The organism is Pseudoglutamicibacter albus, assembly GCF_031458175.1.
In the GTDB taxonomy this organism is placed as follows: Bacteria; Actinomycetota; Actinomycetes; order Actinomycetales; family Micrococcaceae; genus Pseudoglutamicibacter; species Pseudoglutamicibacter albus.
This window is the reverse complement of record NZ_JAVDXX010000001.1, coordinates 1,849,594-1,865,736: the sequence shown is the minus strand read 5'-3', so window position 1 is coordinate 1,865,736 and position 16,143 is coordinate 1,849,594. Positions and strand designations below refer to the sequence as shown.

Annotated in this window: 16 protein-coding genes; 8 read left to right on the top strand and 8 right to left on the bottom strand. The window is 61.2% G+C overall.

Annotation, left to right across the window (positions count from 1 at the left end; translation table 11 throughout):
* Positions 1-209: 209 nt before the first annotated feature.
* Positions 210-665: a type II 3-dehydroquinate dehydratase gene (aroQ, locus tag J2S67_RS08240; protein WP_304273487.1), complete on the bottom strand. Its 456-nt coding sequence runs from the start codon at positions 663-665 to the stop codon at positions 210-212.
* Between the two features lie 67 nt (positions 666-732).
* On the bottom strand, positions 733-1,593 hold the full coding sequence (locus tag J2S67_RS08235; protein WP_310248058.1) for an NUDIX hydrolase: 861 nt from the start codon (positions 1,591-1,593) through the stop codon (positions 733-735).
* A 157-nt stretch (positions 1,594-1,750) separates the two neighbouring features.
* On the opposite strand from J2S67_RS08235, the gene J2S67_RS08230 reads away from it, so the two are divergent.
* On the top strand, positions 1,751-2,803 hold the full coding sequence (locus J2S67_RS08230; RefSeq protein WP_310248054.1) for a YeiH family protein: 1,053 nt from the start codon (positions 1,751-1,753) through the stop codon (positions 2,801-2,803).
* Positions 2,804-2,845: 42 nt separating this feature from the next.
* On the opposite strand, the gene ald is transcribed toward J2S67_RS08230, so the two are convergent.
* Positions 2,846-3,958: an alanine dehydrogenase gene (gene ald, locus J2S67_RS08225; protein WP_310248051.1), complete on the bottom strand. Its 1,113-nt coding sequence runs from the start codon at positions 3,956-3,958 to the stop codon at positions 2,846-2,848.
* Between the two features lie 280 nt (positions 3,959-4,238).
* Here ald and J2S67_RS08220 point away from each other — a divergent pair, with 280 nt between their 5' ends.
* The gene (locus tag J2S67_RS08220; protein ID WP_377649241.1) at positions 4,239-4,553 is read left to right on the top strand and encodes a helix-turn-helix domain-containing protein; all 315 of its coding nucleotides are present in this window, start codon (positions 4,239-4,241) and stop codon (positions 4,551-4,553) included.
* A gap of 108 nt (positions 4,554-4,661) precedes the next feature.
* On the opposite strand, the gene J2S67_RS08215 is transcribed toward J2S67_RS08220, so the two are convergent.
* A complete protein-coding gene (locus tag J2S67_RS08215) occupies positions 4,662-5,543 on the bottom strand; it encodes a hypothetical protein (RefSeq protein ID WP_310248050.1) in 882 nt (293 codons plus the stop codon).
* Between the two features lie 95 nt (positions 5,544-5,638).
* On the opposite strand from J2S67_RS08215, the gene J2S67_RS08210 reads away from it, so the two are divergent.
* Positions 5,639-7,066 carry a variant leucine-rich repeat-containing protein gene (locus J2S67_RS08210; protein WP_310248047.1) on the top strand — a complete coding sequence of 476 codons (1,428 nt, stop codon included), beginning with the start codon at positions 5,639-5,641 and terminating at the stop codon, positions 7,064-7,066.
* A 122-nt stretch (positions 7,067-7,188) separates the two neighbouring features.
* On the opposite strand, the gene J2S67_RS08205 is transcribed toward J2S67_RS08210, so the two are convergent.
* Positions 7,189-8,523 carry a CDP-glycerol glycerophosphotransferase family protein gene (locus J2S67_RS08205; protein WP_310248044.1) on the bottom strand — a complete coding sequence of 445 codons (1,335 nt, stop codon included), beginning with the start codon at positions 8,521-8,523 and terminating at the stop codon, positions 7,189-7,191.
* Positions 8,524-8,860: 337 nt separating this feature from the next.
* Between J2S67_RS08205 and J2S67_RS08200 the strand changes: the two genes are divergently transcribed.
* From J2S67_RS08200 to J2S67_RS08190, 3 genes are read left to right on the top strand one after another with little or no spacing between them, the layout of a single operon-like run.
* Positions 8,861-9,541 carry a copper resistance CopC family protein gene (locus tag J2S67_RS08200; protein ID WP_070507366.1) on the top strand — a complete coding sequence of 227 codons (681 nt, stop codon included), beginning with the start codon at positions 8,861-8,863 and terminating at the stop codon, positions 9,539-9,541.
* Positions 9,542-9,566: 25 nt separating this feature from the next.
* Positions 9,567-10,202, top strand: coding sequence for a copper chaperone PCu(A)C (locus J2S67_RS08195; RefSeq protein ID WP_310248041.1), 636 nt, complete (start codon positions 9,567-9,569; stop codon positions 10,200-10,202).
* 48 nt (positions 10,203-10,250) lie between these two features.
* Positions 10,251-11,513 carry a Dyp-type peroxidase gene (locus J2S67_RS08190; RefSeq protein WP_239447167.1) on the top strand — a complete coding sequence of 421 codons (1,263 nt, stop codon included), beginning with the start codon at positions 10,251-10,253 and terminating at the stop codon, positions 11,511-11,513.
* A gap of 52 nt (positions 11,514-11,565) precedes the next feature.
* Here the strand turns inward: J2S67_RS08190 and J2S67_RS08185 are convergent, their stop codons facing one another.
* On the bottom strand, positions 11,566-12,348 hold the full coding sequence (locus J2S67_RS08185; protein ID WP_310248036.1) for a M56 family metallopeptidase: 783 nt from the start codon (positions 12,346-12,348) through the stop codon (positions 11,566-11,568).
* A 25-nt stretch (positions 12,349-12,373) separates the two neighbouring features.
* Positions 12,374-12,736, bottom strand: coding sequence for a BlaI/MecI/CopY family transcriptional regulator (locus J2S67_RS08180; RefSeq protein WP_310248033.1), 363 nt, complete (start codon positions 12,734-12,736; stop codon positions 12,374-12,376).
* 141 nt (positions 12,737-12,877) lie between these two features.
* Between J2S67_RS08180 and J2S67_RS08175 the strand changes: the two genes are divergently transcribed.
* Positions 12,878-14,326, top strand: a complete 1,449-nt coding sequence (locus tag J2S67_RS08175) for an NAD-dependent epimerase/dehydratase family protein (protein WP_310248031.1) — start codon at positions 12,878-12,880, stop codon at positions 14,324-14,326.
* A 44-nt stretch (positions 14,327-14,370) separates the two neighbouring features.
* Here J2S67_RS08175 and J2S67_RS08170 read toward each other — a convergent pair whose 3' ends face one another.
* Positions 14,371-15,006 (bottom strand): DsbA family protein, encoded by a 636-nt coding sequence (locus J2S67_RS08170; protein WP_310248028.1) that lies wholly within the window; start codon positions 15,004-15,006, stop codon positions 14,371-14,373.
* A 200-nt stretch (positions 15,007-15,206) separates the two neighbouring features.
* On the opposite strand from J2S67_RS08170, the gene J2S67_RS08165 reads away from it, so the two are divergent.
* Positions 15,207-16,121 (top strand): 3-hydroxyacyl-CoA dehydrogenase, encoded by a 915-nt coding sequence (locus J2S67_RS08165; RefSeq protein ID WP_310248024.1) that lies wholly within the window; start codon positions 15,207-15,209, stop codon positions 16,119-16,121.
* The last annotated feature ends 22 nt before the right edge of the window (positions 16,122-16,143 follow it).

Sequence of the window (16,143 nt, the reverse complement as noted above, 5' to 3'; positions counted from 1 at the left end):
GAACTATCGGTAGCTGCAGATTTTGATTCCGGCGCTGGGTTTTTGGCCACTCAACCTCCTGGAAGGGTCACGGAGCCCATGACGTATGTTGTTGACGAAAGTCAACAATAACCCAAGGTAGTTGCATATTGTCAACTATCTCTAGGAGGGGGAGGTTTTCTGAGGCCTTACTGCGCCCGCCGGCCGGGTTCTACTGTGTGAGCCGGCCCTTACTGTGCGAGTGCGCGGATCCCGAGCTCGTAGCCAGCAACCCCGAGTCCCACGATGATCCCCTTTGCTACAGGAGAAAGGTAGGAGTGGTGGCGGAACTCTTCACGCGCGTGAACGTTGGAGATGTGCACCTCGATCGTGGGGCAGAAGGAGCCCGAGATCGCGTCCGCGAGCGCGAGTGACGTGTGCGTGTATGCCCCGGCGTTGAACACAACGCCCACCGCGTTTCCGTCCATGACGGCGGCGCCGGCTTCGTGGATCCAGTCGATGAGCTCGCCCTCGTGGTTGCTTTGCCGGAAATCCAGAGTCAGCCCGTGCTCGGTGGCAGCGGCCTCGCACAGATCCTTGACGTCGCTGAGGGTCGTGGTCCCGTATGTTTCCGGGTCGCGGGTACCTAGAAGGTTGAGGTTGGGGCCGTTGAAAACGTAGACGGTACGTGGTGCTTCGGTGCTCAAGGTTTCGCTCGCTTTGTGCTGTTCGTTCGGGTGGAGGTCGGATTGGTTGGGATAGATGCAGGGCAGGTTAGCTGTAGATCGGTTTTCCGGCGTCCCGGTAGGCGTCTTCGCCCCAGAATTCGATGCGAGGTTTAGCACCGGGTTGGCGCGTGATGCTTGGCATCGTCACGCCGGTGGTGGCTGGTTTGAGGGCGTCCTCAACGGTTTCTGCTCGCGCTAGCCGCTCTAACTGTGCCCATGTGGGGGCCATGACCATCAGCGTGCCTTCCTTATAGCGGCGCAACGCTTCTTCGGGGCGGATCCAGAAACTATCGACCGATTCGCTCGTGTGGCCGTCCGCGATCTGCCCTTCCGGCAGAACTGCCGCGAAAAACCGGGTGTCATAGCGTTTAGGTAGCCCCGTTGGGGTGATCCAGCGGTCAACGCACACGATGTTCTCAAGGTAGGGGGCCGCATCGAGCGCGGTCATGGCCTGGTTGATTCCGATGCGGTGTTCTTCTAGCTCGCGACGCCGGGCTTCCCTGTCGGGATGCAGCTCAGTGCCGGTGGCTGGGTTCGCTGGCTCGGCGAGCAAAACACCGCATTCTTCGAAGGTTTCCCGCACTGCGGCAGCCACGAGGGTTTGCGGCGTGACCGGTTCACCACGATCAGCCGCGGTGACACCGGAAGCTTCCGCGGCGTCGTCGGTTAGGGACGCAGCAAGGGCATCAGGCAAGCTCCACGAGGCGGTTCCTTCCGCATCGCTCGGATCAACGCCTCCGCCGGGGAACACCACCGCGCCCGGCGCGAACTCCATGCTGTTCGCGCGGACGTGAACGAAAACCTCAACGCCGCTACCGGCCCCAACGCCGCTATTGGACTTGGCGGCCGGGCGGACCAGCAATACAGAAGCCGAGTTCTTAGCTCGCACGGAAGTCGAACCTGTCACACCGGAACCTTTCTCTTGTCGCCGCCGTTCGGCCAGGTATGGGCTTGAGTCTAGTTCTTTTGCAGAATCATGAACCATGCCTGTGGAGAAAGAACAAGGCAAGGTCTAGCCTGAAGATCGCGACACTTCCAGCCCGCCACCTTCGAAGGAGCGCCACGTGGCCCAGATCCAAGCCCAACAAAACGGCAATGCAGCCGCGAAACCATCGGTGTGGTGGGGGCTTGGGCTCGCGTTCGCGGTGGGGGCTGTGTGTATCGGATTGGGTGCGTTGAATGCTTCGATCCCGGTCATGCTCGTCGCGATTCTGCTGGGTGCGGTGTGGCGTAATGTTGCGCCAGTGCCCGCTATCTTCGACCCCGGCATCGCTGTTGCCGCCAAGAGGGTTTTGCGGCTCGGCGTTGTGCTCCTTGGCTTGCAGCTGTCCCTCACGCAGGTCATCGGCTTGGGCTGGGGCGTGGTTGTGGTCGCTGTCGCGGCGGTCGCGATCACCTTTGTTGCGACGCTGTGGCTCGGCAAAGCGCTCGGCATAGAGAAGGATCTGCGGATGCTGATGGCCGCCGGTTTCTCGATTTGTGGCGCCGCGGCCGTCGCCGGGATGCAGGGTGTGACTCGCGCTAAGCAGGAGCTGGTTGCGGCTGCGGTCGCGATGGTGGTGGTGTGCGGAACGCTCATGATTCCGCTTGCTCCGCTGCTGGTTCGGTTGCTGGGATATGACGACGGTGCGGCCGGCATGTTCATCGGCGGTACGGTTCACGAGGTCGCTCAGGTGGTTGCGGCCGGCGGTATCGCGCGCGGCGGGGTCATCTTGTCGACGGCCGTGACGGTCAAGCTGGCGAGGGTCCTGATGCTGGCGCCGATGATCGCGACCGTGTCGCTTGGCGCTCGCCGTGCCGCAGGGAACGGCTCAGACGGTGGCGCGGGCGCGGACACGAAGCTCCCTCCGATCATGCCGCTGTTTGTTCTCGGCTTTATCGTGATGGTCCTGATCGCTTCGCTACACATCGTTCCGCAGCCGGTGCTGGATGTCGCGAAGATCGCGCAAACCCTCCTGTTGGCTTCGGCGATGTTCGCGCTCGGTCTCGGCGTGCACGTGAAGTCGCTCATCAAGCTCGGCGGCCGCCCGCTCGTGCTCGGTGCGGCTTCGACTGTGGTGATCGTCCTCGTGGTGATCGTGTGCATCGCGCTCGGCGCGGCACCGGCGCTCAAATAACCCGGCGCGGCACCCCAGCTTTAGCCAGCAAGCACATCAGCGTTAGCTAGCAAGCACATCGGCGGGTGCAACAAAGTCCATTCCGTGTGCCTCAGCGACACCGCGGTTGGTGACCTTCCCGTCGTGCGTGTTGAGGCCGGAAGTGAAGCCTTCATCTGCTGCCAGTGCCTCGCGCCATCCGTTGTTCGCGAGCTTCAGAACGTACGGCAACGTCGCGTTGGTCAGCGCGGCGGTTGAGGTTTGCGGGACGGCGCCCGGCATGTTGGTCACGCAGTAGTAGAGGGCGTCGTGGACGCGGTAGGTCGGGTTGTCGTGGGTGGTTGGCTTGGAACCTTCGAAGCAGCCGCCTTGGTCGATCGCGATGTCCACAAGCACCGAACCGGGCCGCATCGTCGCGACCATGTCGAGCGTCACGAGTTTAGGGGCCGCCGCACCCGGAATGAGCACGGAACCGATCACGAGGTCGGCGTCCTTCACAAGCTCAGCGATCGCGAGCTTGGTTGAGGCCATCGTTTTGATGTGGCCGCGCGCGAGGTTGTCGATGTCGTGCAGCCTCGAGGCTGAAATGTCCACGATCGTGACCTCGGCACCCATGCCTTGCGCGGTGCGCGCTGCTTGTTCGCCCGCGTTGCCGGCGCCGATCACCACGACCTTCGCGGGCCGGGTTCCGGGCACGCCGCCCATCAGGATTCCGGATCCGCCGGCTGGCTGCTGCAGCAGCGTCGCACCGATCTGCGCGGAGAGGCGCCCCGCAACTTCCGACATCGGCGACAGCAACGGCAACGTGCGGCCTTGGGTCACGGTTTCGTATGCGATCGCGGTGGTTCCGGCTTCGAGTAGGGCTTCGGTGCAGGCGCGCGATGCGGCAAGGTGCAGATATGTGAAGAGGATCTGGTCTTTGCGCAGCAGGTCGTATTCGTTCGCTTGTGGCTCTTTGACCTTGAGGATGAGTTCGGCGTCCCACGCTGGGGTGGCGCCGTCAACGATTGTGGCGCCCACGGCCGCATAGTCGTCATCGCTATGGCCTGCGTTGATGCCAGCGCCGGACTGGACCAGGACCTCGTGGCCTTGAGCCGCGAGTTCGGATACCCCGGCAGGAGTGATCGCTACGCGGGACTCGTTGTTGAGGACTTCAGTGGGGACACCGATGCGCATGTGGACTCCGTACTCATAGTTGGGTTGTATCTGCTTGGGTTGTGTCTGGTTAGGCTGTGCCTGTTTAGACCGTGACTGTTCGAAATGTGGTCCGTGGAGTGGCCGTAGTAAAGCTGTGACCTATCACACACATCATGCCTTAATGTGGCGGTCACATTCACCTTGAAGCGCCGCGCCTGGCTGTGTGCCCGCTTTGCCTCTCTTTTATGCTGTTAGCTCTTTCTTGCTGGCGCCTGGCGGTGATATTCTGTATCTAATTCCATAAGAAAGACCTGGTGGGGTGCATCCACATCTGTTCGATGACCTGTCCATCGGGGATAGTTGTGAGCTTGTGGAGAACCGTTTGGGGGAGAACCGTATGGAGAAAAAACAGCCTCGTTTCCTACGTCTAGAGGACGTAGCTGATGAGTTGAACGTCAGCATGCAGCAGGCCCGCTCGCTGGTGCGAACAGGCGCTCTACCAGCCATTAAGGTTGGTGGCCGCGGCATTTGGCGCATCGAACGCGACGAGCTCGAGTCCTACATTCAGCGGCAGTACGAATACACCCGTGAAGCCGCGGCGATGGATAAACTCGCTGACGAATTCGCCGACTAAGCGCTGAGACTCGGCTAAGAACTGAGCCCCGAAGCTAGACCGCTGGGCTTAGCTAGCGCAGAAGACCTTCGTTGTTAGAAAACGCGGAGGTCTTCTGTGCTCATAAATCTAGAAGACTCGCAGGTCTTCTTTACTCATGAATACTGTGCGGCCGGTCTTGGTGTTCCAGCACGTGAGGCCGGCCTTTTCGGACTGGCATACGTAGTCTCCATGTTTCACGGCGGTCCCGTACTCGAGTACCTGGCCTTCGAAACCTTTCTCGCACACGTCTTTCTTGTAGCACTTATCTTCTACACGGCCGCTTCCGTAGAACGGTTTCCGGTCGGCTTCGGTGATCGCGACCATCGCATCGTCATCCGGGGTATGGTGCGGGGCTTCTTCGCTGAAGTTCTTAGGCGGGTTGGTTTTCCAGGAGTCGACGGTGCACATCAGCTGATTGCCCATGCGGTCTTGGTCTGATTCAGGTTTATAGATGTTGCATCCGATGTTGCCGCTCGGTACCTGGATCGAAGCAACGAGGCTGCCGCGTACCTTACGGGTACGTTCCGCTTCGATAGCGGAGCGTGGGGCGGGTGCCCCAGCTTTCGGTAGTTTCCCGGCCTGAACGTCCACGCCCGTGTCTGGCTTCCTGTCCGAGCCGCCGCCGGGCTCGTTGCTGCCCAGGTCGCCGCCGTCGCCGCCGTCGTCGCCGGTGCCGTTCTCGCCGGGTTCTTCTGAGGTGGCGTCCGTAGCCGAGGCCTGAGTATCCGAGGGAGCCGCCCCGCCATTTTCTGCGCCAGTGGTTGCTGTGGCGGCTGGGTTTTCAGGTGAAGGCTGTTTCGCGTTGTCGTCGGATCCGCCGCGAACCACGATCCATATGATCCCCGCAATCAATACGAGAACAGCGACCACGGCGCTCACAATCGCTATCACCCGGGCTGAGCGTTTCTGCTCGCGAGAGGGTGGGGTGGAGGATGGTGGCACCGACTGTTGAGGGTTCTGGCTGTTCATAGTGCTCTCCTCAGGGCGGGGCGAAACAGTCTACAATCAATGTTTGCACTGTTCTTTAGCTGTGTGAATAGCACAGCTGAGGAGTTTTTGACGTCGTGTTCGAGGATGGGGAGATGGACGAGGCGCGTTCGCGTTTGCAAGATCCGCAACTTTCTGCTGATGAACTGGTTCGTATCGCTGAGCAATATCCTCAGCTGAGGAGCCAGGTCTTCATGCACCCGAACTGCCCCGCCGGTTTGGTGGCTCAGATCCTCGCCGAAATCCCTGGGGCAGACGCCTCTGACGCTGAGGCTACGCAGCACATGCAGGCCGTCAGCGAGCCTCCTCGCCCAGCCGAAGGGCCTGTGTTTTCCCCGATCCTGCCGCCGGTCAACCCAGAGGATGCGGCGGTGGGGGACATGCCTCCCAACCCGCCAGCTCAGCCACACAACGCTCAACCACACAGCCCGCAGTCGTATGGGGCTCAGCAATACGGTGCTGCGCAACAGTTTGATGATCAAGCAACGCAGCAGTTCAATGCTCAGCAGCATGACGATCAAGCTACTCAACAGTTCAACCCGCAGCAGTATGGGGCTGGGCAATACGGCGCCCAGCAGTCCGGGGATGCGCAAGCAACCCAGCAGTTCAACGCCCAAGCGGCAGCGGCCCCGCAACAATTTTCAAACCCGCAGCAACCAGCCCAACAACCTGCTCCACAGCAACCCACTCGGTACGCGGGCTTTTATCCGCCGGAGGATTCCTACGATGATCACTCCGACGAATATGTTGAGGAAGACCAATATGTTGAGGAAGATCGAGAGCCGCGCCGCCGTTCCGGGGCCGTGTTGCCCATCGTGATTGTGGCGGTCTTGGCGATCGTTGCCGTGGTTTTTGCGGCGACAACTCTCTTTGGAGGCAATAAAGACAAGGACCCCGCGCCGAATACGGTCGCTGAAGCCACGGACGCGAGCCCATCCGAGGAGCCAAGCGACGAGCCCGCGAAGGATGAGGACGAGGAAGAGCCCGAGGAGAAGGACCAGACTCCGTTGCCGCCGCAGGTGTATGCGGGTGCTCGCGGCCCCGCCCCGGATGATGCCCAGCAGCCGCAGGCCACGGTCGAGAAGGACGGCATGACGATCGCCTCGGTCATGACCCCGACCGGCAATATCGGTTGTGACATTCGCCTGCGTGAAAACAGTGACGATGACAGCGGGGATGCTGGCGACTCGATCGCGTGCTCCGTGAAGTCGTGGAAGGACCGGGCGCCGGTAGCCGCGAACCCGAAACCTAAGCAAGGCACCACCCCGTACGTGTTCTTGGGTGCCAACAAGTCTTTGGCGAGCTACGGCGGCTCCCACGAAGGTAAGTTCTGCTTCGAGAAGAACGGCTGTGAAGACGGGTTCAAGGGTCAGAAGCTCGGATACGGCGAATCCGTTGTCCACGGTGATTTCGTGTGCGTCTCTGAAGAGCACGGCCTCACCTGTTGGAACAGCAAAACCGGGCGCGGTGTATTCCTGAGCCGCTCCCACTTCATCACGTACTAGCCGCAAAGCCACAGAGTCACAGAGCTACAGCGATACAGCAACGCCCCGGGGTGCAGTGAACTAGCCCCGGGGCGTTGCTGTGTTGTAAGTCCTAGCCCGGTTGGGGCTGGACTTGCTGTGGCTTAGTGTTCTTCGGCTGGGTTTTCAGCGGCCGTGTTCTCGCCTTCGAGGTTGTCTTCCTCTGGGTCGTCGCCGGCTTCGGCTGCGGTGGCTACCGGGAGGTCGAGGTGCTTGAGTTTCTCCGCGCGTTCAGCGATGAGCCGCTGCACGGTGTCGATGAAAGCGACGCGGGATTCGCCGACGCCGTAGTCACCGAAGTACAGTGCCCGGGCTTCAGCGCGAGCGTCCTTATCGCCACCGTTGGCCAGCGCATCGGCGATCATCTCAGGCAGCGTATCCACGGTGTCTGCGTCGATCACTGGTACAGCGGAGGCGACCGGGGATTCGTCGGTGAGCTGTTTACGGTTGGTGCGGCGGTCGGTCAACAGCATCGGGCTGTGGGCCTTGAGGTAGAGGAAGTCCAGGCCCACGCTGGAGATGTCGGTGATCATGAGGTCAACGTCAGCGAACATCGCGAGGATGTTGCCGTTGCGCAACACGAGGTGCTCGCCGCCTTCTTCGTTTGCGGCTTCGATGAGTTCCATGATCCGGCGGTGGCCTGCCTTCATGTCGGCTTGGCGTGCCCCTGCCACGCGTGGGTGTGGCTTGTAGATCACGCGGGTGCCTTCGGTTGCGAGGGCGGCTTCGATGATTTGTGGGCCGTAGCAGTCGATCGAGGTGTAGTTGTTGTTGTCGTTTTCACCCTGCCAGGTTGGTGCGTACATGATGGTGCGCAGGGTGGTTTCTGGCAGTTCGTTCTCGTAGTCGAGGTCCAGCTGTGGGCGGCCGACGGAGATGAGCTTGGATTCGTCGAAGTCGATGAGTGCGCGGCGGTGGCGGCGTAGCGCGGCCGGGCCGGCGGTGAAGACGGCGTCGTAGGCTTTCGCCTGGTTGGATACCATCGAGAGCTTGTCGGATTCGCCGTGGTTGATGTGCACGTGCACGGCTGGTGCGTAGCTGAGGGTCTGGAAGTTGGAGCGGCCGTTGTTGACGTAGAGGAACAGCTTTGGCTTGTGTTCTTCGTAGTAGCTGATCATGCGGTCGAAGCTGCCGCGGTAGACGACCGGTAGGCTCGTCATTTCTTCTACCGCTTTAATGGCCGATGGGCGGCGCAGGAAGATCGCGGTCGGTACGGTTTCGTTGAGCTCTTCAAGCACGGGGATCCACTGGCGCAGCTGGTAGAGCTTGGCGCGGGTATCGCCGAAGTATGCGAGGATCTGTGCTTCCGGAGCGGCGGAGTCTGCGTACTCTTTAGCGGTCAGGTTGTAGTCGCGGGTGCCTCGCAGCCACTGGCTGGAGGCTTTCCAGGCTTTGGACCGGAAAATTTTACGGGCGAACTTCTTCAGCTGCTTTTCCACAGGACTCCTGCATAAACGTAGAACGAGGGCTCACTCACAATGAGGGCGCGCACATGATGGGGTAGGTAACGGCCTTGTGGCCCTAGGTGAACGAGGGCTTGCCAAATAATCAACTCTATATTACAAGCGTGGAACAGGTTTCTGTTCGAGGCATGCTCCATAATTAAAGCTGTGGGTGTGCGCCTTGATGATCTGCGCGGAACTGGTGGCTGCGCGGGCTTAGTGACTGCGTTGATGTGACCGCCAATAGGAAATAGTGACTACATCTTGTAGAGTTAGGCGCGTACTCGATATCACAGTGTTCAAACATGTATAACTCATGGGGGAGATCGGAAGCATGACGCGCACACTAGCGAGGTCTACCGCTGCATCGGCGCCCGTCGCTACACCGGGCTCTGCTGTCGCTGCATGGGCCTCTGCTGTTGGTGCACAGCGCCTTGCCGTCGCATTAGGTGCGGTGGCGTTCACGCTGTTGTTGCTCGTCGCCTCGATCTTTGGTGCGCCAGCCGCGCACGCTCATGACCGTTTGGTTGACTCCACCCCTGCCAGCCAAGAGGCACTTGATCAGGCTCCGCAGGACATCACGCTTGAGTTCTCGGGGCGCCCCATGGATTTGGGAACCATGATCATGGTGGTGGATGCCGAACAGAAGAACCACGCTGAGGGCCTTGACGCGAAGATCAAGGACTTCAAAGTCACCCAGCCCTTGGACGGGAAACTGCCGGATGGATACTACGAAATCCGGTGGCGTGTGGTTTCTGAGGATGGACACCCCATCTCGGGGACTATCCCGTTTTCTGTAGGTGATGTCACTGACGCGCCCAAGGTTCCTGCCCTTGACGGTAAGGACGTCGATAGCGGCAGTATCTATGACGGTGCTGCCGAAGCCTCAGCTAGCGCTGATTCCGGGAAGGAATCTGGTGTCCCTGTCTGGGTTATCGCGGCCGCCGGCGCAGGCGTTGTGATAGCGGGTCTGGCCGTCTGGTATTTCGCCAGCCGAGGCCAAAAAACTAACTGAGGCACAACCTTCGTAAAGGACCATCATGAACCGTCGTATTTCCGCCGCAATCGCACTGAGTGCAGCCGCCCTTCTCGGCTTGTCCGCATGCTCGGGTGAGACGAAGAAGGAAGAGACCAAGCAGGAGGCCTCGCAGGAAGCGCTCGTGGCCAAGGACGCCTGGGTAAAGGCGGCCTCTGAAGGCATGACCGCCGCATTCGGCGTCATCGAGAACAAGACTGATAAAGACGTCACTATCGAGTCCGCAACCAGCGAGTACGCGAAGAAGGTAGAGCTGCACGAGGTCATCGACACCCCGGATGGCAGCAAGAAGATGCAGGAGAAGGAAGGCGGCTTCGTTGTTCCTGCGCATAAGAGCATCACTCTCGAGCCGGGCGCTGACCACCTGATGTTCATGGGCTTGTCCAAGGAGATCAAGCCGGGTGACACGATCAAGATCACACTCAAGACCACCGACGGCGAAAGCTTCGACATTGAGGCCCCAGCCAAGGAATTCACCGGCGCCAACGAAAACTACGATGACGACCACGCCGGCCACGGCGATCACGGTGGACACGGTGATAAGTCCGATAAGAAGGACAAGGACGAGCACAGCGATCACAGCGGCCACGACCACGGCGACCATGATCACGGTGACAAGGAAGACAAGAAGGACAAGTAAGTTCCTTCCTGCTTACGCATCGGCGTCGACAGAAAGGATGAGGCACGTATGACCCACGCGGAACAAGACGACCAGAAAGGTCGGGGTGGCTTATCACGCCGCTCATTGCTCTTCGGGGGTGCCGCGACCGTAGCGGGAGCTGCGGCCGTTGTCGGCGTCGATGCGTTCGCAAGCAATCGAGAAGATCAGGCGAGGCAAGAAGCTCTCGCGGATGCTGACGTCATCCAAGGCGTCAAGAAGCTACCGTTCTATGGCAAACACCAAGCCGGCATCGAGATGTACCCGCAGGCGCATCAGACTCTGGTGGGGTTGACGCTGAAGAAGACAGCGGACCGCGAAGGTCTCCACCGGATGCTGAATATTCTTACCGACGATGCGTCCCGCCTCACGCAGGGTGACGGTGCGTTGGCGGATACGGAGCCGGAGCTCGCGCTCTATCCCTCGCGGCTCACCGTGACGTTCGGTTTCGGCTCTGAGATGGTCAAGCGGATCAACCCTGACCCGAAGGTCATGCCGGACTGGCTCAAGCCGCTGCCGAAATACAAACGTGACACCCTGAAACCGGAGTGGACTGGCGGGGACTTCCTGATTCAGGTGGCAGCGGATGATCCGGTGACGGTCGCTCACGCAACCCGCATGTTGCTCAAGGACTCGCGACATTTTATGGATGTCGCGTGGGTTCAGCAGGGTTTCCGGCGCGCCTATGGATCGCAGAAAGACACTCACACGCAGCGCAACCTTTTCGGGCAGCTGGACGGCACCGTGAATATGGCGCCGGAGACGGATGATTTCGCTTCCGTCGTGTGGGAAGGGCCTAAGGCGAACCCTGCCTGGCTTGATGGTGGGACGAGCTTGGTGATCCGCCGCATCGAGATGATGCTGGATAAGTGGGACCGCCTGGACCGCGATGGCCGCGAAGCCTCTGTAGGCCGCCGCATGGCTTCCGGCGCCCCGTTGACGGGCCAGAAGGAGCACGACGAACCTGACTTTGAGGCCAACAACGCGGCCGGGTTCCCGGTGATCGCGGACTTCGCGCACATCCGCCGGGCACGCTCGGATAACCCGCACGAGCGGATCTTCCGCCGCGTCTATAACTACGACGTGCACCCCACCGGGACCGAAGTCTCAGATTCCGGGTTGATTTTCACCGCGTTCCAGCACAACCCTGTGACCCAGTACGCGCCGCTACAGAAGCGGCTTGATGAGCTTGATCTGCTCAACGAGTGGATCACCCACATCGGCTCGGCAGTGTTCGCGATCCCGCCAGGATGCAAAGACGGCGGGTTCATCGGCGAAACCCTCTTCGCGTAACTGTCCTCAGGGCGCCGCTGGAGCGCACAGCGAGGCCAGGCCTCCAGCGCGGCTAGGCCGCCGCTGTTTTGGCGTTGGCTTTAGCTGAGAGCCGTTGCGCGCGTGCGAGCATGCCGGCGTCACCAAGCTGCGTGCCCATCGTGGTTAAGGCCCCTGCGAGTGCGGTGGGGCTCGTGGCTTTGGCTGAGGCGTCGTCGGCGGCTAGCTCAACCAGCAGGAGTGAGGCGCGGCGTAGCTCGCGGCCGGCCCGTAACGCGCCGAGGGCAATCGAGTTCACGTGGGCGATGCGTAGCGCGAGCCCGTGGCGTTGGGTGAGGTGGGCGTGTTCGTGCGCTATGACCGCGTCGAGTTCCGCGTCTGTGAGGGCTTCGCGCAGGCCGGAGGAGATGAAAACGGTCGCGTGCTTGAGGGGCACTGCGCATGCGAGCAGTTCGGCGGCGTGGAAGAGGATGAGTTCGTAGTCGCGGTGCTGGATGCGTTGATAGCTCGCTGATTCTAGATGCGAGACTGTGGATCTCTGGATTTCCACGAGTGGTTCGGTCGCGGTATAGATCAGCGCGGTGACCGCCCCGAGCGCGAGCAGGCCAACCCACGCCAGCATCGAGAGCGTGAGTGATTCCAGCCCGGTTTCCGCTTTAGGGGTGGAGACGGCGGTACCTGCGCTCAAGATGAGGCCGAGCAGAGTCAACCCAAGACCGGTGAAGAACGCGCCGAACCACAGAGTCAGGGCGAGTCTCGGGCGGCGTACATGCCAGTGGCCCTTGGTGAGCACGATGGGTGCTACACAAGCGAGCGCTGTTGCGGTGCCGAAGCACGTGAGAACCCACCAGAGCATAGTCGCAGTATGTCAGGAAACGGCGTTACTTCTTGGAACTGAACGCTTGGTTAAGCAGGGCGACGTCTGCGGCATCGAGGTTACCGGCGAAAGCGAGCAGGGCCGCCTTGCGGTCATTGGCTTGGCCGAGGGCTGCGAGCATTCCGTGGCTCGCGGCGTCTTCATCGCTGCGGACAGCTTGGAAGGTTGTCTTGCGTGGAGAGGGACCGCCGCGGGTGACTTCGTCTTTCTTCTCTAAACGGGTGAGCACCGTCATCAGCGTCGTGTATGCCGGCGTGGGTTCCTCGAAGGCGTCCTGCAGCTGGCGGGCGCTCATGGGGGCGCCGTTCTCCCGCAGAATGTCCAGGACTTCGCGTTCCAGCTGGCCGCGTTCGCGAATCGGCGTCATGGCTGGGTCACCTCCTTGCTGGATCTATGCATGATTATCCCTGATCGATCATATATAACACTACAAGATGTGGCATCGGATGTCGCTTTGGTTCTTGTGGCTGTGACAGTGACTTAGGTTGTTGGTGGGTAGGCTGGTTTCATGACCTTTCAGCGTGTACAGCAGGTTCGTGTTGCCGTCCCCCGTGAGGCCGTATGGGGTGCCTTAATGACCCCGGACGTGTGGCCGGTCATGGACGATGCGGTTCAGCGTTGCGCGCCGGTGGCTGAGGATGGCACGGTTCTGGACGATGTGGCCGCGGGTGAGACCGGTGACCTGACGGTGGGGCAGCGGATCATGGTGGTTCCTCGCGCGGTGGCGCGGGGCACGGTGCACGCCTTGACGGCACCGCCTGCGCGGGTTGTGGAGGTGCATGAGGGTCTGCGTTTTGCGTGGCAGCAGGATCAGCCGGGCGGGTTCACGCGGGTCACGTGGTCGCTGATTGATTCCGCGGATGGTCGCGGGACCGTGGTCGAGCGGCGGATCGAGGCTGAGGGGCCTCTCGGGTCAGCTGCTGGTGGGGCGGCTTTCGGTGGCTTGCTGGATAGTGATCTATCCAAGGTTGGTGCGCGTCTTTTCGAGATGCTCGCGGAGCCTGCCGATCACGATGCCGCACGTGAGTTGCCGCTGGTTGTGATCGCAGGCGGCACGGGGTTCTTGGGCAACAGGCTTGCCCACACGTTGATGTCGCGGGGCCGCCGCGTGGTGGTTTTGAGCCGTTCGCGGCGTACTGGGGGTTTGGTTCCGCGGCGCCAGTGGGACGGTGTGAGCGTTGGGGAGTGGGCGGAGGTTTTCGCTGACCCTGCCGGGGTTTCGGTTGTGAACATGGTGGGGCCGCGCATGTTCAAGAAAGCGACGGCCGCGAAGATGGCGGAACTTCGCGTGGCCAGACTGACGGCGGCGCGTGCGCTGGCTCAGGCGGCGCAGAAGGCGAGGCGCGTGACGGGGTGGGTTCACGCATCGGCCCTTGCCTTGACTACCGATGTGGATGCCCCGGCATATACCGCGCAGACCGCGCCGGACTGGGCGCCGGAAGCGGTTCAGGGAATGGCCGTGTTGTTGCGTGAGTGGGAGAACGATGCACCTGAAAATGCCGTGGTGGTGCGGACCGCGCCCGTTCTGGGTTCCGGGATGCCGGGGCTTGCAGGGTTGAAGGCTGTTGCGGCATCGCGTGTGCGGCCGAGCGTGGACCCGTGGCTGTCCTGGATTCACGTGGAGGACTGGGCGCGGATTGTTGTGCACGCGTTACTCATGCAGGAAGAGCAGACGGCCGATGCTGGTGCTCTCCAAGCGTTGAATGACCGGGTTGTGGTGGCGGCGGCTCCGGAGCCGATCAGGCTTTCGGAAGCGCTACGGCTACTTAGTTCCGAGTCTGGTGAGGGTGTTCGGTTGCCGGTTCCGGCTGGTGTGATGCGTGCCGCTGGCGGGTTGGCGGGGCTTGAGCCGGGGCTTCTGTTGCATGGTGTGAAGGCGGAAACGAACGCGGTTGAGGTGGTGGGGCCTGTGTTCGAGTATCCAGACTTCGAGCGGGCCGCGGCGACCTTCCGCTAAGGGAAGGTCACCGGGCCCGCCCAGAGTGTGTTGCCTAGCCGCGGCTAGATGGCGTCGGTACCGGTTGTGTCTGGCCCACCCTTTGGCCGGGTTCGCTTGAGCTCGTAGAAGGAAGGGACTGGGGCGAGCTTTTCGAGGCCGTCCCACAGGTCGAGGCCTTCTTCGCGGCTTGGCAGTGCGTTGATGACCGGCCCGAAGTAGCCCTGTGGTTCCGCGCCGTCCTTCGTGAAGAGAACGATTGGCACGCCGACATCGTTGCCGACCGCATCGAGCGCTGCTTGCTGTTCGGCTTCGAGGTAAGCGTCCCAGGAGTCATCGTCCGCGGCGTCGGCGAGGGACGCGTCGAGCCCGTGGTCCGCCAGGACGGTGGCGATGAGGGTGTCATCCATGTTGCTGTTTTGGGTGTGGTAGGCGCGGCCGAATGCGGTGTAGAGCTCGCCGGCGTCGGCACCGTTCTTTTCGGCGGCGGCGATGACGCGCAGTACGCGGTGGCCGGCGATGTGCCCGCGGCCGTTGTGGTCAGCGGTACCGTTGCCGAGTTCGTCGTTTTTGATGGCGAGTGAGAAGGGGCGCCAGGTGACGGTGATGTCGCGGTCTTCTTGGACGCGGACGAGCCAGCGGCTGGTGACCCAGCAGAAGGGGCAGCAGGGGTCGTAGTAGAAGTCAACGGTGGTGCTCATGACGCTCCTTCGGTTGGGGCCTTAGGTAGGTGTTTGCGTATGAGGCAAGCTCATGTGTTTTAACCGGTTCCGGGACCGGGTTTATTCCTTAGCGGCATGAGTCCTGCGGCTGGGTTCGCTGTGGGTTGAAAACGCAATCTACGCACCTACGGAGGAGTAAACTTACAAGTGTAAAGTTGGTCTTCGCGAAGGAGCGGATGATGTCGGAATCTAACAACGCAGCTGAATTCACAACTGTCACAGTTCTGGGTGGAGGCGTGCTGGGATCGCAGATCGCGATGCAGGCCGCTTACCACGGTAAAGACGTCATTATTTACGATCCGTTCCAGGAGTCAATCGACAAGCTGCCAGCCCGCTGGGCGTGGATGCGCAAGGGGTATAGCGAGGACCTGGCCGACTTCACGGATGAGAAGTTCGAGGAAGCTGTAGCGCGCATCAAGACAACAACTGACCTCGAAGAGGCGGTTTCCGACGTCGACATCATCATCGAGGCTGTCCCGGAGAACCTTGAGCTCAAGCGCGAAACCTGGACTAAGGTCGGCAAGCTGGCTGATGAACGGACCGTGTTGGCGACCAACACGTCGTCTTTGTTGCCGTCGCTGTTTGCTGACTCGACGGGCGCTCCGGAGCGTTTCGTCGCGATCCACTACGCGAACCGGATCTGGAAGCAGAACCTCGCGGAGGTCATGGAGACCCCGAAGACGGAGCAGGCCTTCGTTGAGAAGGCGCTGACCTATGCCAAGGAGACCGGCATGGTTCCGGCTCACGTGAAGAAGGAAACCCCTGGTTACTTCCTGAACTCGTTGCTGATCCCATGGCTCAACGCAGGTAGCGATCTGTACATGAACGGCGTGGGTACCCCTGAGGACATCGATAACGCGTGGAAGCTCGGAACGGGCTTCGCCCGCGGCCCGTTCGAGGTGTACGACGTGGTTGGTTTCCACGTGGCTTCCAACATCGCAAGCACGTCCGAGGATGAGACCCGCCAGCGTTTCGGTAAAAAACTCAAGGAAGCGATCGATGCCGGGTTCAGCGGTATCGCGGACGGCAAGGGCTTCTACATCTATGACGAGAACGGCAAGCCGGTAGGCCCGAACGGGTTCTTCACTGAGTGAGGCACATGGCTGGTGTCTCAGT

Coding starts and splice junctions, on each gene's coding strand:
- ald (WP_310248051.1), bottom strand. CDS start 3,958: ATGCGCATCGGTGTCCCCACTGAAGTCCTCAACAACGAGTCCCGCGTA.
- J2S67_RS08215 (WP_310248050.1), bottom strand. CDS start 5,543: ATGAACAGCCAGAACCCTCAACAGTCGGTGCCACCATCCTCCACCCCA.
- J2S67_RS08200 (WP_070507366.1), top strand. CDS start 8,861: ATGACGCGCACACTAGCGAGGTCTACCGCTGCATCGGCGCCCGTCGCT.
- J2S67_RS08195 (WP_310248041.1), top strand. CDS start 9,567: ATGAACCGTCGTATTTCCGCCGCAATCGCACTGAGTGCAGCCGCCCTT.
- J2S67_RS08190 (WP_239447167.1), top strand. CDS start 10,251: ATGACCCACGCGGAACAAGACGACCAGAAAGGTCGGGGTGGCTTATCA.
- J2S67_RS08185 (WP_310248036.1), bottom strand. CDS start 12,348: ATGCTCTGGTGGGTTCTCACGTGCTTCGGCACCGCAACAGCGCTCGCT.
- J2S67_RS08180 (WP_310248033.1), bottom strand. CDS start 12,736: ATGACGCCGATTCGCGAACGCGGCCAGCTGGAACGCGAAGTCCTGGAC.
- J2S67_RS08175 (WP_310248031.1), top strand. CDS start 12,878: ATGACCTTTCAGCGTGTACAGCAGGTTCGTGTTGCCGTCCCCCGTGAG.
- J2S67_RS08170 (WP_310248028.1), bottom strand. CDS start 15,006: ATGAGCACCACCGTTGACTTCTACTACGACCCCTGCTGCCCCTTCTGC.
- J2S67_RS08165 (WP_310248024.1), top strand. CDS start 15,207: ATGTCGGAATCTAACAACGCAGCTGAATTCACAACTGTCACAGTTCTG.